Annotated in this window: 16 protein-coding genes; 2 read left to right on the top strand and 14 right to left on the bottom strand. The window is 72.4% G+C overall.

Translation table 11 applies throughout. The annotated features are described in order from the left end of the window. Nucleotides 1–66 precede the first annotated feature (66 nt). Nucleotides 67–887 (top strand): IS5 family transposase gene (locus UO65_RS35290; RefSeq protein WP_152551991.1). Its coding sequence is split into 2 segments (ribosomal slippage): nt 67–415 and nt 415–887, totalling 822 coding nucleotides; the frame shifts between segments, so codons are not numbered across the junction. A gap of 228 nt (nt 888–1,115) precedes the next feature. Here the strand turns inward: UO65_RS35290 and UO65_RS37110 are convergent. From UO65_RS37110 to UO65_RS32055, 14 genes are all read right to left on the bottom strand, one after another. After that, nucleotides 1,116–1,283 (bottom strand): hypothetical protein, encoded by a 168-nt coding sequence (locus tag UO65_RS37110; RefSeq protein WP_161784550.1) that lies wholly within the window; start codon nt 1,281–1,283, stop codon nt 1,116–1,118. A 97-nt stretch (nt 1,284–1,380) separates the two neighbouring features. Beyond that, on the bottom strand, nt 1,381–1,944 hold the full coding sequence (locus tag UO65_RS32115; RefSeq protein WP_233427932.1) for a GyrI-like domain-containing protein: 564 nt from the start codon (nt 1,942–1,944) through the stop codon (nt 1,381–1,383). 41 nt (nt 1,945–1,985) lie between these two features. Next, on the bottom strand, nt 1,986–2,690 hold the full coding sequence (locus UO65_RS32110) for an alpha/beta fold hydrolase (RefSeq protein ID WP_035290523.1): 705 nt from the start codon (nt 2,688–2,690) through the stop codon (nt 1,986–1,988). A 6-nt stretch (nt 2,691–2,696) separates the two neighbouring features. Beyond that, nucleotides 2,697–3,137, bottom strand: a complete 441-nt coding sequence (locus UO65_RS32105) for a tetratricopeptide repeat protein (protein WP_035290520.1) — start codon at nt 3,135–3,137, stop codon at nt 2,697–2,699. 47 nt (nt 3,138–3,184) lie between these two features. Continuing rightward, nucleotides 3,185–3,961: a 4-hydroxy-tetrahydrodipicolinate reductase gene (gene dapB / locus UO65_RS32100; RefSeq protein ID WP_035290517.1), complete on the bottom strand. Its 777-nt coding sequence runs from the start codon at nt 3,959–3,961 to the stop codon at nt 3,185–3,187. A gap of 9 nt (nt 3,962–3,970) precedes the next feature. Then, a complete protein-coding gene (locus tag UO65_RS32095; protein WP_035290531.1) occupies nt 3,971–5,305 on the bottom strand; it encodes a M16 family metallopeptidase in 1,335 nt (444 codons plus the stop codon). A gap of 62 nt (nt 5,306–5,367) precedes the next feature. Next, nucleotides 5,368–7,617, bottom strand: a complete 2,250-nt coding sequence (locus tag UO65_RS32090) for a polyribonucleotide nucleotidyltransferase (RefSeq protein ID WP_035290515.1) — start codon at nt 7,615–7,617, stop codon at nt 5,368–5,370. Nucleotides 7,618–7,896: 279 nt separating this feature from the next. Then, a complete protein-coding gene (gene rpsO / locus UO65_RS32085) occupies nt 7,897–8,166 on the bottom strand; it encodes a 30S ribosomal protein S15 (protein ID WP_035290513.1) in 270 nt (89 codons plus the stop codon). A 128-nt stretch (nt 8,167–8,294) separates the two neighbouring features. Next, nucleotides 8,295–8,798 (bottom strand): 2'-5' RNA ligase family protein, encoded by a 504-nt coding sequence (locus tag UO65_RS32080; RefSeq protein ID WP_035290511.1) that lies wholly within the window; start codon nt 8,796–8,798, stop codon nt 8,295–8,297. Then, nucleotides 8,795–9,265: a transcriptional regulator gene (locus UO65_RS32075; RefSeq protein ID WP_035290509.1), complete on the bottom strand. Its 471-nt coding sequence runs from the start codon at nt 9,263–9,265 to the stop codon at nt 8,795–8,797. The genes UO65_RS32080 and UO65_RS32075 overlap by 4 nt, the downstream gene beginning before the upstream one ends. Nucleotides 9,266–9,365: 100 nt before the next feature. Beyond that, complete coding sequence (locus tag UO65_RS32070; RefSeq protein WP_084176445.1) at nt 9,366–10,310, bottom strand: bifunctional riboflavin kinase/FAD synthetase; 945 nt, start codon at nt 10,308–10,310, stop codon at nt 9,366–9,368. Nucleotides 10,311–10,352: 42 nt separating this feature from the next. After that, a complete protein-coding gene (truB, locus tag UO65_RS32065) occupies nt 10,353–11,255 on the bottom strand; it encodes a tRNA pseudouridine(55) synthase TruB (protein ID WP_035290505.1) in 903 nt (300 codons plus the stop codon). Between the two features lie 143 nt (nt 11,256–11,398). Further along, the gene (locus UO65_RS32060) at nt 11,399–12,772 is read right to left on the bottom strand and encodes an MFS transporter (RefSeq protein WP_052022094.1); all 1,374 of its coding nucleotides are present in this window, start codon (nt 12,770–12,772) and stop codon (nt 11,399–11,401) included. A 108-nt stretch (nt 12,773–12,880) separates the two neighbouring features. Beyond that, entirely contained in the window at nt 12,881–14,182 is a 1,302-nt protein-coding gene (locus tag UO65_RS32055) for an MATE family efflux transporter (RefSeq protein ID WP_035290526.1), read from the bottom strand. 62 nt (nt 14,183–14,244) lie between these two features. On the opposite strand from UO65_RS32055, the gene UO65_RS32050 reads away from it, so the two are divergent. After that, nucleotides 14,245–14,760 (top strand): CGNR zinc finger domain-containing protein, encoded by a 516-nt coding sequence (locus UO65_RS32050; protein WP_035290503.1) that lies wholly within the window; start codon nt 14,245–14,247, stop codon nt 14,758–14,760. Nucleotides 14,761–15,125: the final 365 nt, after the last annotated feature.

Here is a 15,125-nt window from a genome sequence, read left to right as displayed (position 1 = left end):
TAAGAGTTCCTAACAGAATGATCAACTTGTGTGGCAACGTGGTCGTCGGTTGTGGATCATGGTCTGGTGAGGAGAGGTGAGGCGCCGCCGTGGATTGTCTCGGACGGATTGTGGGAGCGGGTCGAGCCGTTGTTGCCGGTGGTGGAGCGCAGGTCACGCAATCCGGGGCGGAAGCGGTTGCCGGATCGGCGGGTGTTGTGCGGGATCCTGTTCGTGCTGCACACGGGCATCCAGTGGGAGTTCCTGCCCCAGGAGTTGGGGTTCGGGTCGGGGATGACGTGTTGGCGTCGGTTGCGTGACTGGAACAAGGCCGGGGTGTGGTCCCGGTTGCATGCGGTGTTGCTGGCGGAGTTGCACTCGGCGGGGAGGCTGGACTGGGATCGGGCGGTGATCGATTCCTCGCATGTGCGGGCCGCGCGGCGGGGCCCAAAAGTGGGCCGAGTCCGGTCGACCGCGCCCGACCGGGCTCCAAGCACCATGTCCTGACCGACGGCAACGGGATCCCGCTGGCTGTGGTCCTGACCGGCGGCAACCGCAACGACGTCACCCAGTTGGAGCCGCTGCTCGACGCGGTGCCCCGCGTGCGCGGGCGGCGTGGGCGCCCTCGTCACCGGCCGGAGACGGTCTACGGCGACCGGGCCTACGACCACGACAAGTACCGCCGCCGCATGCGTGCCCGGGACGTCCGCACCCGCTTCGCCCGCCGCGGACGTCCCCACGGATCCGGGCTGGGCACCGTCCGGTGGGTCGTTGAACGCACCATCGCCTGGTATCACGGCATGAAACGGCTGCGCATCCGCTGGGAACGCCGCGACGACATCCACGAAGCCTTCCTCGGCCTCGCCACCTGCATCATCACCTGGCGACACATCCAACGACTCTGTTAGGACCTCTAAAACCAGAGCACATCCACCCGGACACACCCACAAAAAAAATTGGGCTGCCAGACACACCCCAGGCCGCCGCATACGCGGTGGCGGTGTCGATCTCGTCGGCAGAATCGGGATAAACCCGCATGCTGGCCGAAAGCGACGAAGACCGGCGAGCCCCCGCTCGCCGGTCTCCCTCGATGTCCTGTGAGCCGATTACTCCTTATCGCCCAACTCCGATGTGGGCTATTCGCCGTCCGAGTCGGACCAGTCAGCAGGGCCGTGGGCGCACCCCGGGGCGCCGATGTCGTGCAACTCCCGCCTGCCCGGCACGCGGGCGTAGGCGGGGCAGAGGCAGACGCCCGTCGAGTCGTACAGACCGTCGGGGTCCACCAGGGTTTCGTTGGCGTTCACTTGTCCACCTTCGAGGGAAAGCGACCTGTGGTGTCGGCAGTGACGGCGATCACGCTAGGGCAGGTCGCTCGTGCCTCACTGGGAAGAGCCGAATCGGTCACTCGGTCGAGAGCAGGTAAGCCACCTCGGTTCGCCATTCCCCCAGGTCAGAGACCTCATCAGGGTGGGTGAGATAAGTCTCGAAACGCCCAGCCCACACCCCGTCACGGACGGCGAAACCGGTTCCGGTACGCGTCGACCAGCCGTCCAGGGCGGCAAAGGTCTCCCGGATTCGGTCCGGGTGCCCGAGGTGGACGAGCACCGCGTAGTCACCCGCGGGCCGCGCCCCGGCGGCCACCCGCCCGTCCCCCTCGACCGGGTCCTGGACCGGCCAACCTACCTCCACGTCGATCAGGCCGGCGGGGTCGACGGCGTGGTAGCGGTAGAACGGCGCCCCCACGGGGGTGGTCCCCCGCGCGGTGAGCCACTCCAGCACCTCGGGGACCAGCGCGTTGACCCGCCCCCACTCGCTCAGCGGAGCGGTCGTGCGGATGCTCGCGTAGGGCTGCTCGGTGCGGCTCTCGACGTGCGGCTCGGTGGTCATGTCGGAGGTTCCTCTCGCTCGGTCGGCGGGCAGGGCCACCAGTACGTCGACCTCGTGCGCCTCGGGCGCCCGCTCCACACCGACCCCTTCGCCGGGTCGAACGCGGTCACCGGGCGAGGCTAGCGAGCGGCACCGACAACCGTGCTCCGGTAGCGCTCCAACCACTCCACGAGTTCGGCCGGGCGGGAGAACGCGGGCAGGTGGCCACCGCCCATCTCGTCCGGGGTGATCCCCAGCCGCTCGGGCACGATGCGCCGCTGGAAGTCGGCCGGGAACAGCCGGTCGTCGCGGCACAGCAGGAACCGGGTCGGCACCGGCGGCCACGCCGAGGCGGGCCACGGGTCGCTGAAGGGCCGGTCGGACTGCACCGGGACCGACTGGGCCAGCACCTCCTCCAGGTCCTCCGGGGGCACGTCGTGCAGGAAGGTCACCAGGGGGTCGAACGGCGCGTCGGGGTCGCGGCCCTCCCGCAGGTCCTGCTCGCGCTGGGCCTCGACCTGGCCGGTGGCCTCCCACCAGTCCCCCGCCGTCTCCCCCGGCCTGGGGGTCATGGCCGCCACGAGGACCAGCAGGTCCACCGCGATGCGCTCGCAGGCCAGCGGGGCGGAGTACGCCGCCATGGAGTGGGCCACCAGGATTACGCCGGGGCGGTCGCCGACCGCGTCCACGATGGCGTCGGTGTACTCGGCGAGCCCGGCGGTCGGGTCGGCCACCGGGAGGTCGGGGGTGATGACCTCGTGCCCGAGCGCCTGGAGCAGCGGGGTGACGCGGTACCAGTAGGTGCTGTCGGAACTCGCGCCGTGGACCAGGACGTAGGTGCCCATGGTCGGTCACACACCCGCCAGTTCGAGGGCCTTGCGCATCGCGTCCCTGGCCCGGGACCGGTCGCCCGCGACGTCGTAGGCCACGGCCAGGCGGTACCAGGACCGCCAGTCGTCCGGGGTGGACTCGACCTCGGCGCGGTGCTTCTCGAACCAGGTGTCGGCGGCACCGCGGTCGACCCGGCCGGAGGGCGTGCGGGGCAGGTCGGAGGTGTCCGGCAGGCCGCCCTCGGCGTCGAGGCGCTTGGCCAGGACCGAGGTGCGCATCCCGAAGCGGAAGGTGGCGTAGGCGATCCAGGCACCGACCAGGGGCAGCAGGAGGACGCCGACCCCCAGGGCCACGGCGATGGGGGAACCGTCCTGGAACAGCGCGACCGCCCGGCCGCCGAGCAGGACGAAGTACACGACCAGGACGGCGGTGAGGATGATCGAGACGGTTCTGGGGGACACGCCGCGATCGTACGGGCCGGGCGGCGGATCGCCGCTGGTCGGGCCGGTCAGAGGTCGAGGAGGTTTTCCAGGCCGACGGTCAGGCCGGGCCGGTCCGGGATCGCCCGGACGGCGTGCACGACACCCGGCATGAAGCTGGTGCGGTCCAGGGAGTCGTGGCGGATGGTGAGGGTTTCGCCGGTCCCTCCGAAGAGGACTTCCTGGTGGGCGACCAGGCCCCGCAGGCGGACTGAGTGGACGCGGATGTCGTCGACCAGGGCGCCCCGGGCACCGTCCACCTCGGCGGTGGTGGCGTCGGGGACCTCGGTGAGGGCCGCCGCCGCGCGGGCCTCGGCGACGAGGCGGGCGGTGTGGGCCGCGGTGCCGCTGGGGGCGTCGGCCTTGCGGTTGTGGTGCAGTTCGATGATCTCGACCGTGTCGTAGTACTTGGCCGCGAGCTGGGCGAAGCGCATCGACAGCACGGCACCCAGGGCGAAGTTGGGGGCGAGGAGGACGCCCAGGTCCGACTTCGGTTCCAGCCACCCGCGCAGGGTGGCGACCTTGGCGTCGTCGAAGCCGCTGGTGCCGACGACCGCGTGGAGGTCGTGGTCGAGGCAGAAGCGCAGGTTGTCCATGACGACGTCGGGGTGGGTGAAGTCGACGACCACCTCGGCGCCCGCGTCGGCGACGGCGGACAACGGGTCGCCCGCGTCGACGGCGGCCACGACCCGCAGGTCCGGGGCCGCTTCCACGGCTCTGACGACTTCCGCGCCCATGCGGCCGCGGGCGCCGAGCACGCCGACGCGGACGGGGTTGTCCGCGGAACGGGGGGTGGGGGTCGTCATCGGTTCACCTCAGAGTCGGACCGGCACGTCGTCGATGTGGTCGTACGGGCCGACCACGGCCGCGGCCAGCGGTCGGGTCAGCAGGTCCTTGGCGAGGACCGCAACGTCCTCGGCGGTGACGGCGGCGATGCGCTCGAGGGTCTGCTCCACCGTCAGGTAGTCGGCGTAGGCGAGTTCGCCCTTGCCGATGCGCGACATGCGGGAACTGGTGTCCTCCAGGCCCAGCACCAGACCGCCGCGCAACTGGCCCTTGCCGCGGGCCACCTCGGCGTCGGACAGGCCGTTCGCGGCGACGTCGGCGAGGACCTCGCGGACCACCCCGGCCACCTCACCCAGGCGGTCGGGCTGGCAGCCGGTGTAGACCGACAGGTGCCCGGAGTCGGCGTAGGAGGCGACCGACGAGTAGACCTGGTAGGCCAGGCCCCGGCGCTCGCGGACCTCCTGGAACAGCCGGGAGCTCATGCCACCGCCCAGGGCGGCGTTGAGCACGTTGAGGGTGAAGCGGCGCTCGTCGTGCCGGTCGAGGGCGCGGACGCCGAGCATCATGTGCGCCTGCTCGGTGTCGTCGGTGTGCAGCACCAGTTCGGGCGCGCTGCCGAAGCGGGCGCGGCCCACCCTGGGCGCGGCCGGGGCGCGGTCGCCGGTGAGGCGGTCGCCGAGCGCCTTGCGCGCCAGGGCGAGCACCTGGCGGTGGCTGACGTTGCCCGCCACGGCCAGGACCATCTTCGGCATCGTGTAGCGGCGGCGGTAGAAGCCGTTGAGCGCGGTGCGGCTCATGCCGGTGATCGACTCCTCGGAGCCCAGCACCGGGCGGCCGAGCGCGTGCCCGGGCATCAGGGCCTCGCAGAACGCGTCGTGCAGCAGGTCCTCGGGGTCGTCGTCGCGCATGGCGATCTCCTCGAGGACCACCCCGCGCTCGGTCTCCACGTCGGACTCGGCGCAGACCGCGTCGAAGACCACGTCGGCCACGAGATCCAGCGCCAGCGGCAGGTCCTCGTCGATGACGTGCGCGTAGTAGCAGGTGTGCTCCTTGGCGGTGAACGCGTTCAGCTCACCGCCCACGGCGTCGATCTCCTCGGCAATGGCCGCCGCGGACCGCTTCGCCGTGCCCTTGAACAGCAGGTGCTCCAGGTAGTGCGCGGCACCGGCGACGGGCGGGGCCTCGTCGCGCGAGCCGACGCCGACCCAGATGCCGACCGAGGCCGAGCGCACGCCGGGCACGCGCTCGGTGATCACCCGCAGGCCGCCGGGCAGCAGCGTGCGGCGCACCTCGGCGTCGGCGGAGCGCTCCAGCACCACGGTGCTGCCGGGCTTCTGCAGGTGCCCCGGGGTGCGGGAGGAGATGCGGGAGGTACCGCGACCGCGGGCGCTCGGGGCGCCCGCGGTCGCGGTGGAGCCGGTTGCCACTAGGCGTTGGCCGCCTCGGAGGTGGCGTCCTCGGTCGCCGGGGCGTCGCCGTCGGCCGGGGCCGCGGCTTCCTCGGCGACCAGGACCAGGCTGATCTTGCCGCGCTGGTCGATGTCGGCGATCTCCACGCGGAGCTTGTCGCCCACGTTGACGACGTCCTCCACCTTGTTGACGCGCTTGCCCTGGCCCAGCTTGGAGATGTGGATCAGGCCGTCCTTGCCCGGGAGCAGGGAGACGAAGGCGCCGAAGGCGGCGGTCTTGACGACCGTGCCCAGGAACCGCTCGCCGACCTTGGGGAGCTGCGGGTTGGCGATGGCGTTGATCAGGTCGATCGCGGCCTCGGCGGACGGTCCGTCCGCGGCACCGACGTAGATCGTGCCGTCGTCCTCGATGGAGATGTCGGCACCGGTCTGCTCGGTGATGGAGTTGATCATCTTGCCCTTCGGGCCGATGACCTCGCCGATCTTGTCGACCGGGATCTTCACCGAGGTGACCCGCGGGGAGTACGGGCTCATCTCGTCCGGGCGGTCGATGGCCTCGGCCATGACCTCCAGGATGGTGTACCGGGCGTCGCGCGCCTGGCCGAGGGCCTGGGCGAGCACGTCCGACGGGATGCCGTCGAGCTTGGTGTCGAGCTGGAGCGCGGTGACGAACTCCTTGGTGCCCGCGACCTTGAAGTCCATGTCGCCGAAGGCGTCCTCGGCACCGAGGATGTCGGTCAACGCGACGTACTCGGTCTTGCCGTCGACCTCGTCGGAGACCAGGCCCATGGCGATGCCGGACACCGGCGCCTTGAGCGGCACACCGGCGTTGAGCAGCGACATGGTCGAGGCGCAGACCGAGCCCATCGAGGTGGAGCCGTTGGAGCTGAGCGCCTCGGAGACCTGGCGGATCGCGTAGGGGAACTCGTCGCGCTTGGGCAGCACCGGCACCAGGGCCCGCTCGGCGAGCGCGCCGTGGCCGATCTCGCGCCGCTTGGGCGAGCCGACGCGGCCGGTCTCGCCGGTGGAGAACGGCGGGAAGTTGTAGTGGTGCATGTAGCGCTTGTGCGTCTCCGGCGACAGCGAGTCGATCTGCTGCTCGAGGCGGAGCATGTTCAGCGTGGTGACACCCAGGATCTGGGTCTCGCCGCGCTCGAACAGGGCCGAGCCGTGCGCGCGCGGGATGAGCGCGACCTCGGCCGACAGCGACCGGATGTCGGTCAGGCCGCGGCCGTCGATGCGCACCTTGTCGCGCAGGATGCGCTGGCGGACCAGCTTCTTGTTCAGCGAGCGGAACGCCGCGCCGATCTCCTTCTCGCGGCCCTCGAAGGCACCGCCCTCGACCGCGCCGACCTTGACCAGGGTGTCGGCCTTGATCTCGTCGAGCTTGGACTCGCGCTCCTGCTTGTCGCCGATGGTCAGCGCCTTGGCCAGCTCGTCGGAGACGGCGGCGGTGACGGCCTCCAGCGCGTCCGGCTGGTAGGCCGGGTACGTGGGGTAGTCGCGGGTGGCCTTGGCGGCGTGCGAGGCCAGCTCGGCCTGCGCGTCGCACAGCGCCTTGATGAACGGCTTCGCGGCCTCCAGGCCGGAGGCGACGATCTCCTCAGTCGGCGCCTGGGCACCGGCGGCGATGAGGTCGGTGACGTTCTCGGTGGCCTCGGCCTCGACCATCATGATCGCGACATCGTCGTTGACCACGCGACCGGCGACGACCATGTCGAAGACGGCGGTGGCGAGCTGCTCGTGGGTCGGGAAGGCAACCCACTGGCCCTCGATCAGGGCGACCCGGACACCGCCGATGGGGCCCGAGAAGGGCAGCCCGGCGAGCTGGGTGGAGGCGGACGCGGCGTTGATCGCGACCACGTCGTAGAGGTCCTGCGGGTTGAGCGACTGGACCGTGATGACGACCTGGATCTCGTTGCGCAGGCCGTCCACGAAGGACGGGCGCAGCGGGCGGTCGATCAGGCGGCAGGTGAGGATCGCGTCCGTGGACGGGCGGCCCTCGCGGCGGAAGAACGCGCCGGGGATGCGGCCCACCGAGTACATGCGCTCCTCGACGTCCACCGTGAGGGGGAAGAAGTCGAAGTGCTCCTTCGGCTGCTTCGAGGCGGTGGTCGCCGAGAGCAGCATGGTCTCCTCGTCGAGGTAGGCCACGACGCTTCCCGCGGCCTGCCGGGCCAGGCGCCCGGTCTCGAATCGGATGGTGCGCGAGCCGAACTTGCCGTTGTCGATGACAGCGGTCGACTCGTGCACGGTGTTTTCTGACATGTAGCGGTACTCCTCGTCTAAGGGCGCGCAAACCACCCGAGCACGGGGTCGCGGTTCGGACGAGGCCGGTCTTCGATCGAAGTCCTCGGGCCCCTCGGTGCTCTCGGAGCACCGGGGCCGTCCCGGAGACCACTACCGAGGACCGGCGAACTGGTCCCGTGGCGCGTAGCGTGCTTCGCCCTTGTCGTCTTTGTTCTCGTCTTCGGTGCGAGTGTCCACCCGGGTGGGTGAACGACCCGGGGGGAGGGGCCGAAACCGGTTCCTCCCCCCGGGGTCGAGCTATCGGCGCAGGCCGAGCCGCGAGATCAGCGACCGGTAGCGCTCGATGTCCACCTTGGTCAGGTAGTTGAGCAGCCGCCTGCGGCGGCCGACCAGGAGCAGCAGACCACGACGCGAGTGGTGGTCGTGCTTGTGCTCCTTGAGGTGCTCGGTGAGGTCCTTGATCCGCTTGGTGAGCAGCGCGATCTGGGCCTCGGGCGATCCGGTGTCCGAGTCGTGCACGCCGTACTCGGTGAGGATCGTCTTCTTCTGGTCGGTGGTCAGTGCCACTCGTGGATCTCCTGGTTCTGATGTGCCGTGCGGCCCGGACCGGGTCGTCCCGCCCCCGGGGAAGTCGGTACCGGCCGCCACGGACCACAGCCGGACCCAATCACCAAGGTTAGCAGGTGCTCACCGAGTCAACGCGGGGCGTGAAGTCCCACCTGGTCGAGCGGCGTGTACCGGCCACCCTCGCTGGCGTAGAGCACCAGCTCGGACGGCGTCCACCACGGGCCGCGGTAGCCCGCCAGCTCCGCGGCGAGCGCCCGGCCGGGTTCGCCGCTGCCCTCCCGCGACCAGCGGGCGACGGTGACGTGCGGGGAGTACTCGGGGTGCCCGCCCGCAGACGCCTCGGCGGCCTCGGCGACCGCCACGAGGTTCGGCGTGCGGTCCTCGACCACCAGCAGCGCGACGGCGCTGAAGGTCCCGGAACCGTTCAGCCGGAGTTCGGGTGCGACCAGGCCGGTGACCCGGTCGCGCAGTGAGCGTAGCCGGGCCTCGGGGTCGTCCGCACCGTAATAACCGACGGTCACGTGCCACTGTTCCCTCGGAACGGCTCGCAGCGGCGGGTTCACCCGGAGGTGGTCGGCCAGGTGGTCGGCCACGGCGTCCGGCAGGGGGAACGCGGAGAACAGCCGGGTCACGCCCGCTTGCCCGCCCGGCGCAGCAGGTCGGCCAGCTCCGGGAACCGGTCGTCGAGCAGCCCGGCGGCCTCGGTCAGGTCGTCCGGGGAGGCGATCCGGCGCAGCGCCATGATCGCGCTGCGGCCGATGTCGACCGGCAGGTTGTCCCTGGTCACCGACGGTTTGGAGTTGCGCACGTCCTCCAGCGCCCGTTGCAGCGCCTCGCGCCTGCCGGAGGCCACCTCGGGGGTCAGCACCTTGCGCTCCAGCATGATCAGCCGGGCCAGCACCGCCGGGTTGCCGATCTTGGCCCGGCGGCCGCTCATCACCTGGCTCAGCATTGGCGCGCTGATGCCCAGGACGTCGGCGAGGTTGGCCTGGGACACGTCGAACGCCACCACCAGCCTGCGCACCCGGTCGCCGAGCGGCTCCCCGTACCACTCCCGCTGCAGGGCGATGTTGCGTTGGACGATTTTGTGGTCCTCCACCTGCGCCTCTCCCCTGATGCTCCCGCCCGTGCGCGAACCTCGCGGGGGGTATCTTGCCAGGCCAGGAGCGGCTGCCGGGGCGGAACCGACCAGGAGGTCCTCAGGCCAGGAGCGCGCGGGTGTCGGCGACGTCGAGGTGCATCTGCTCGACCAGCGCCTCGGAGGAGGGGTACTTCTCCATCCCGCGCAGCCGCTCGACGAAGTCGACGGCCACCCGCTGCCCGTAGAAGTCCTCGCTCACGTCCAGCACGAACGACTCCACCCGCCGCTCCCGCCCGGAGAACGTCGGGTTCGTCCCCACCGAGGTCGCGGCCACCAGCGGGGCCCGGTCGGGGGCGTTGAGCAGGGTGAACCGGCAGGCGTAGACCCCGTCGGCGGGCACGGCGGCGAAGCGCGGCACCGACAGGTTCGCGGTCGGGAAGCCCAGCTCGTGCCCCCGGCCGTCACCGCGCACGACGATGCCCTCCAGCCGGTGCGGGCGCCCGAGCGCCGCGGCGGCGGCCCGCACGTCCCCGGCGTCGATGCAGGCGCGGATGTAGGTGGAGGAGAAGGTGAGGCCACCGGCGCTCTCGGCGGTGACCAGGGCGGCGCCCTCGGTGCTGAACCCGAACCGCTGCCCGAGGGTGGCCAGCATCTGCACGGTGCCCTGCGCGCGGTGGCCGAAGGTGAAGTTCTCCCCCACCACCACCGACGAGACGTGCAGCCGCTCCACCAGCATCTCGTGCACGAACTCGTCGGCGGGCAGCTTCGACAGCTCCGGGGTGAACGGCAGCACGCAGAACACGTCCACGCCCAGGCCCTCGACCAGCTCGGCCTTGCGGCGCAGCGTGGTCAACTGGGCCGGGTGGCTGCCGGGGCGCACGACCTCCGCCGGGTGCGGGTCGAAGGTGACGACCACGCTGGGCAGGTCGCGCTCCTCGGCCAGGGTCACCGCCCGCCCGATCAGGGCCTGGTGTCCGAGGTGGACGCCGTCGAACACGCCGATGGTCGCCACACAGCGACCCCAGCCACCGGGGAGGTCCGCGAGCCCGCGCCAACGCTGCACGCGGTCAACCCTAATACGGTTCGTCCCCGCCCGAGCGGTGGGTCACGGCACGTTCAGCACGACCAGCGCCCTGGCCGACCGCCCCTCGTCCACACCGAGCGCCACGGCCTTCCCGGCGGGGTCGAAGATCCCGTAGGTGCCGTCGATCCCGGCCGCGGGCAACCGCTTGCCGTGCGCGAGGGCCTGGGCCTCCACCCGGTCGAGGTCGCGCCGCGGGAAGGCGGTCGCCACGGCGGCGTCCATGTCCAGCGACAGCGCCGGGTCTTCCTCCAACTGCTCCAGCGTCCGGCAGACCCGCAGGTCGAAGGGGCCGACGCGGGTGCGCCGCAGCGCCGCGAGGTGCCCGCCGACCCCGAGGGCGGCACCGAGGTCGCGGGCCAGCGCGCGCACGTAGGTGCCGGAGGAGCAGTCGACCATCACGTCGAGGTCGAGGGAGGTGTCGGTGCGGGTGGTGGCCAGCAGGTCGAACCGGAACACGGTGACCGGCCGGGCGGGGATCTCCACGTCCTCCCCCGCGCGGACCCTGGCGTAGGCGCGCTTGCCGTCGATCTTGACGGCGCTGACCGAACTGGGCACCTGCATGATCTCGCCGGTCAACTCGGCGATCCCCGCGGCAACGGCCTCGTCGGTGACGCCGCTCGGGTCGGCGCCGGTGGTGGGCTCACCCTCGGCGTCGTCGGTGGTGGTGGCCTGCCCGAGGCGGATGGTCGCCAGGTAGACCTTGCGGTCGAGGGCCAGGTGCCCCAGGAGCTTGGTGGCCCGCTCGACGCCGAGCACCAGGATGCCGGTCGCCATCGGGTCGAGGGTCCCGGCGTGCCCGACCTTCCGCGTCCCCACGATCCGGCGCACCCTGGCGACGACGTCGTGGGAGGTCATGCCGGGGGCCTTGTCGACGACGACGAGACCGGGGGCGACGGTGGGGCGCGGGGCTTTCTGGCTGGGCACGAGCGGGAATCCTAGGCCGTGGCCTCGAAGCCGGGACTCGGCGGTGGTGCCGGGTCCGCGGTGGACCGCCTGCTCCGGCCACCGGGCTTTCCGCGGGGGTGCCCGGCTGGGTGAATTCGCGTGGTCGGGGCTGTGCCCGCGGGTCAGGGGGTGGCGGGTTCCGGTTGGGCCTCGCCGGCGGCGAGGGTGGGGATGTCCCAGGCGCGGCGGCGGATGCGGACCGGGACGGCCTCGCCGCGTTCGGTGGCGGCGAAGACGGCGGCGCGGGCTCGGCGCCACCAGACCCAGGTGCGCCAGGTGCCGAGCAGGAGGAGGGCGGCGATGGCGAGGAAGGCGACCCGGAAGTCCGCCGGGCCCGCGTCGGCGGTGTTGCCGCCCAGGAGGACGCCGACGGCGAGGGAGGTGGTGGTGATGGCGCAGAAGCCGCCGACGTTGACCACGCCGGTGGCGGTGCCGACCCTGGCGATGGGGTTGTAGTCGCGGGCGAGGGCGAAGGCGATGCTGCTGACCGGTGAGCCCAGGGACAGGAAGCCGATGGCGGCGACCACGACCGGGCCGGGCACCACGCCGCCGGGCCAGCCCAGCAGGACCGCCCAGACGGTGATCGCGCCGGTGAGGAACGCCCAGACGATCGGCAGGCGCAGGATGGGGCGGCGGCCGGTGGTCTCGCCGATGAACGGGCCGAGGACCATGCCGACGACCACCAGCAGGCTCAGCACCGCCCCGGCCTGCGCGTCGGACATCCCCTGGGCCTGCACCAGGTACGGGAAGCCCCACAGCAGGCCCAGGGCGGCCGGGGTGAACATGGTGGTGAAGTGGACCCAGAAGCCCAGCCGGGTGCCGGGGACCACCCAGGCCGCCCGGACGTGGCCCGCGACCTGGCGCAGGGGGATCGCGGCGGCGGGCTGGGCCGGGGTGCCGCGCGGGGTGTCGCGGACGCGGAGGGCGACGGCGAGGGAGTAGCAGAAGGTGAGGCCGCCCGCGATGGCGAAGGTGGTCGTCCAGCCCGCGTTGTCGAGCAGGAGGGTGAGCGGGACGGTGGCGACGAGGTTGCCGAAGGAGCCGAAGGTCGCGGTGATGGCGGCGAGGGTGGCGTAGCGGCGCGGCGGGTAGTGCGCGGCGACGACCCGCAGGACGCTGACGAAGGTCATGGCGTCGCCCAGGCCGAGGACGGCGCGGGCGGTGAGGGCGAGCGGGAAGCTCGCGGCGAAGGCGAACAGCAGTTGGCCCAGGCCCATGAACAGGGCGGCGGCGGTCAGCACGCGGCGCGGGCCGAAGCGGTCGACGAGCAGGCCGGTGGGGATCTGCATGGCCGCGTAGACGCCGATCTGGAGCACGGTGAAGGTGCCCAGGGCGGCCGAGCCGATGTGGAACCGTTCCGCGGCCTCCAGGCCCGCGACGCCGAGGGAGGTGCGGTGGAAGACGGCCATCAGGTAGACCGCCGCGGCGGTGGCCCAGATGAGCAGGGCGCCCCGCCTGCCCGCGGTCTTCGCGTCGGACGCGAGCGCCGATGACATGGGTGTCCGCCCCTTCCCTCGTGGTCGGTGTCCATGGTGCCGCACGAACCGCGAAGCAGACGCAATTATTAGCGTCGCTAATCGGTGCTGTTGCGCACACCCGTGGGATCAGCGGACCACCCCCACGACCGCCCACCGCCCCGATCGGGTGCGCAGCAGGATCGTGACCAGCCGGACCAGCATGAACGCGCTCAGCCCGGTCCAGATCCCGGCCAGCCCCCAGCCCAGCGCGAACGACAGCCACACCAGCGGCAGGAACCCGACCACGGCGGACAGCAGCGTCGCCGTGCGCAGGAACGCCGCGTCGCCCGCGCCGAGGAGCACGCCGTCGAGGGCGAACACCACCCCGGCGACCGGTTGCAGGGCGACGAAGAACCACCAGGCGTGCGGGATCTCGGCGAGCACGGCCGGGTCGCCGGTGAACGCCCGCGGCAGCACCCCGGCGAGCAGCCCGAACACGACCCCCAGCCCGACGCCGAAGGCCAGGCCGTACCCGGCGAGGCGGCGGGCCAGCTCGCGCGCCCGGCCCGCGTCCCCCGCCCCGAGCGCCGCCCCCACCAGCGCCTGCGCGGCGATGGCCAGCGAGTCGAGCACCAGCGACAGGAACGTCCACAGTTGCAGCACCACCTGGTGCGCCCCGACCGCGCCCACGGAGGTGCGCGCGGCGACCGCGGCGGCGGAGACGAAGCAGGCCTGGAAGGCCAGGCTGCGCACCAGCAGGTCGCGGCCGAGCACCAACTGCGCGCGCATGACCGGGAACCGGGGTCGCAGCGGCACCCGCTCGCGGCGCAGCGCCCGCAGGAACAGCGCGCCGCCGAGCACCTGGCCCGCCACGTTCGCGGCGGCCGACCCCTCCAGCCCCCAGCCCGCAGCGTAGACCAGCACCGGGCACAGCGCGGCGGACACGGCGTTGCCGGTGAGCACGAGCCGCAGCGGCGTCCGGGTGTCCTGCACGCCGCGCATCCACCCGTTCCCGGCGAGCGACACCAGGATCATCGGCACGCCGAGCAGCGCGATCCGCAGCCACGACACGGCGGCGTCCGCCAGCGCCCCCTCCCCCGCCAGCCCGCGCGCGACCGGGCCCGCCAGCAGTTGACCGGCGCCGAGCAGGAGCACCCCGAGGGCCAGCGCCAGCCAGGTCGCCTGCACCCCCTCGGCCACCGCGTCCGCGCGCCGCCCGGCGCCGTGCAGCCGGGCGGTGCGGGCGGTGGTGCCGTAGGACAGGAAGGTCAACTGGGTCGACAACTGCGCCAGCACGATCGCGCCGACGCCGAGGGCGCCGAGTTCGACCGCCCCGAGGTGACCGACCACGGCGGTGTCCACGAGCAGGTAGAGCGGCTCGGCGGCGAGCACGGGAAGCGCGGGCAAGGCGAGCGCGAGCACCCGCCGCCCTGTCGTGTGGTCCCGCATGGACACTCCCAGTAAGGTGCGAAATACGTGTACACCCCTGACACTAGCCGTAAGGACCGGTCATGGACAACGCTGCTTACTTGGACGTGGCGCTGCGCCTCGCCAACGCCGACCTCGACGGGCTGACCGGCCTCCGCGCGGCGCTGCACGACGAGCCGTGGTGGTCGGAGCGCTGCGGGCAGTCGGACCTGGTGGCACTGCGCGAAACCCGGGGCGCCCTGCGGGAGGTCCTGGGCGCGGTCGTGCGCGGCGACGGCGACGCCGTGCTGGCCGGGGTGAACCGCCTGCTGACCGAGCACCCGCCGCAGCCCCGCCTGTCCGGCCACAGCGGTGACTGGCACATCCACGTGGCCTCACCGGACGCGCCCCCGGCCACCGAGGTCGCGGCAGCCGCCGCCTGGGGAGTGGCCCAGGGCGTGGTCCGGCACGAAACCGAACGCTGGGGCGCGTGCGACGCGGCGGACTGCGGCAACTACTTCCTGGACCTGTCGACGAACCGGGCCAAGCGCTTCTGCTCGGCGCGGTGCGCGAACCGGGTGCACGTGGCAGCTTTCCGCTCCCGCCAACAGGATTCCTGACCACCAACCCCCACCGGCGCAGCGATCAGCCCGCCACCCCGGAACCCGCCGGCCCAGCGACCAGCCACGCCGAACCCCACCGCGCAGCGACCGACCACCTCGGACCCCACCGGGCGCAGCGACGACCGCCAGCCCGGCGGCCCGGCGGCCCAGCGGCAGGTCAAGCCGACCCCCGCCAGCGCAGCCGCCGCCCAGCAGACCACCAGCCCGGTGGCAACCGCCCGGAGCCCACCCGCCACCCGCCACCCGCCACCCGCCAGTCTGGCGGCCAGTCACCCGTAACCCCACCGGGCGCAGCAGGCGACCACCCCGCCAACCGCCGGCCCGGCTACGGATATGCCCGGGTGGGTGGATCTGCTTGGGTG

It is taken from the genome of Actinokineospora spheciospongiae (genome assembly GCF_000564855.1).
Lineage (GTDB): Bacteria > Actinomycetota > Actinomycetes > Mycobacteriales > Pseudonocardiaceae > Actinokineospora > Actinokineospora spheciospongiae.
Note: the sequence above shows the minus strand (reverse complement) of the source record. Positions and strands in the feature narration are given on the sequence as shown.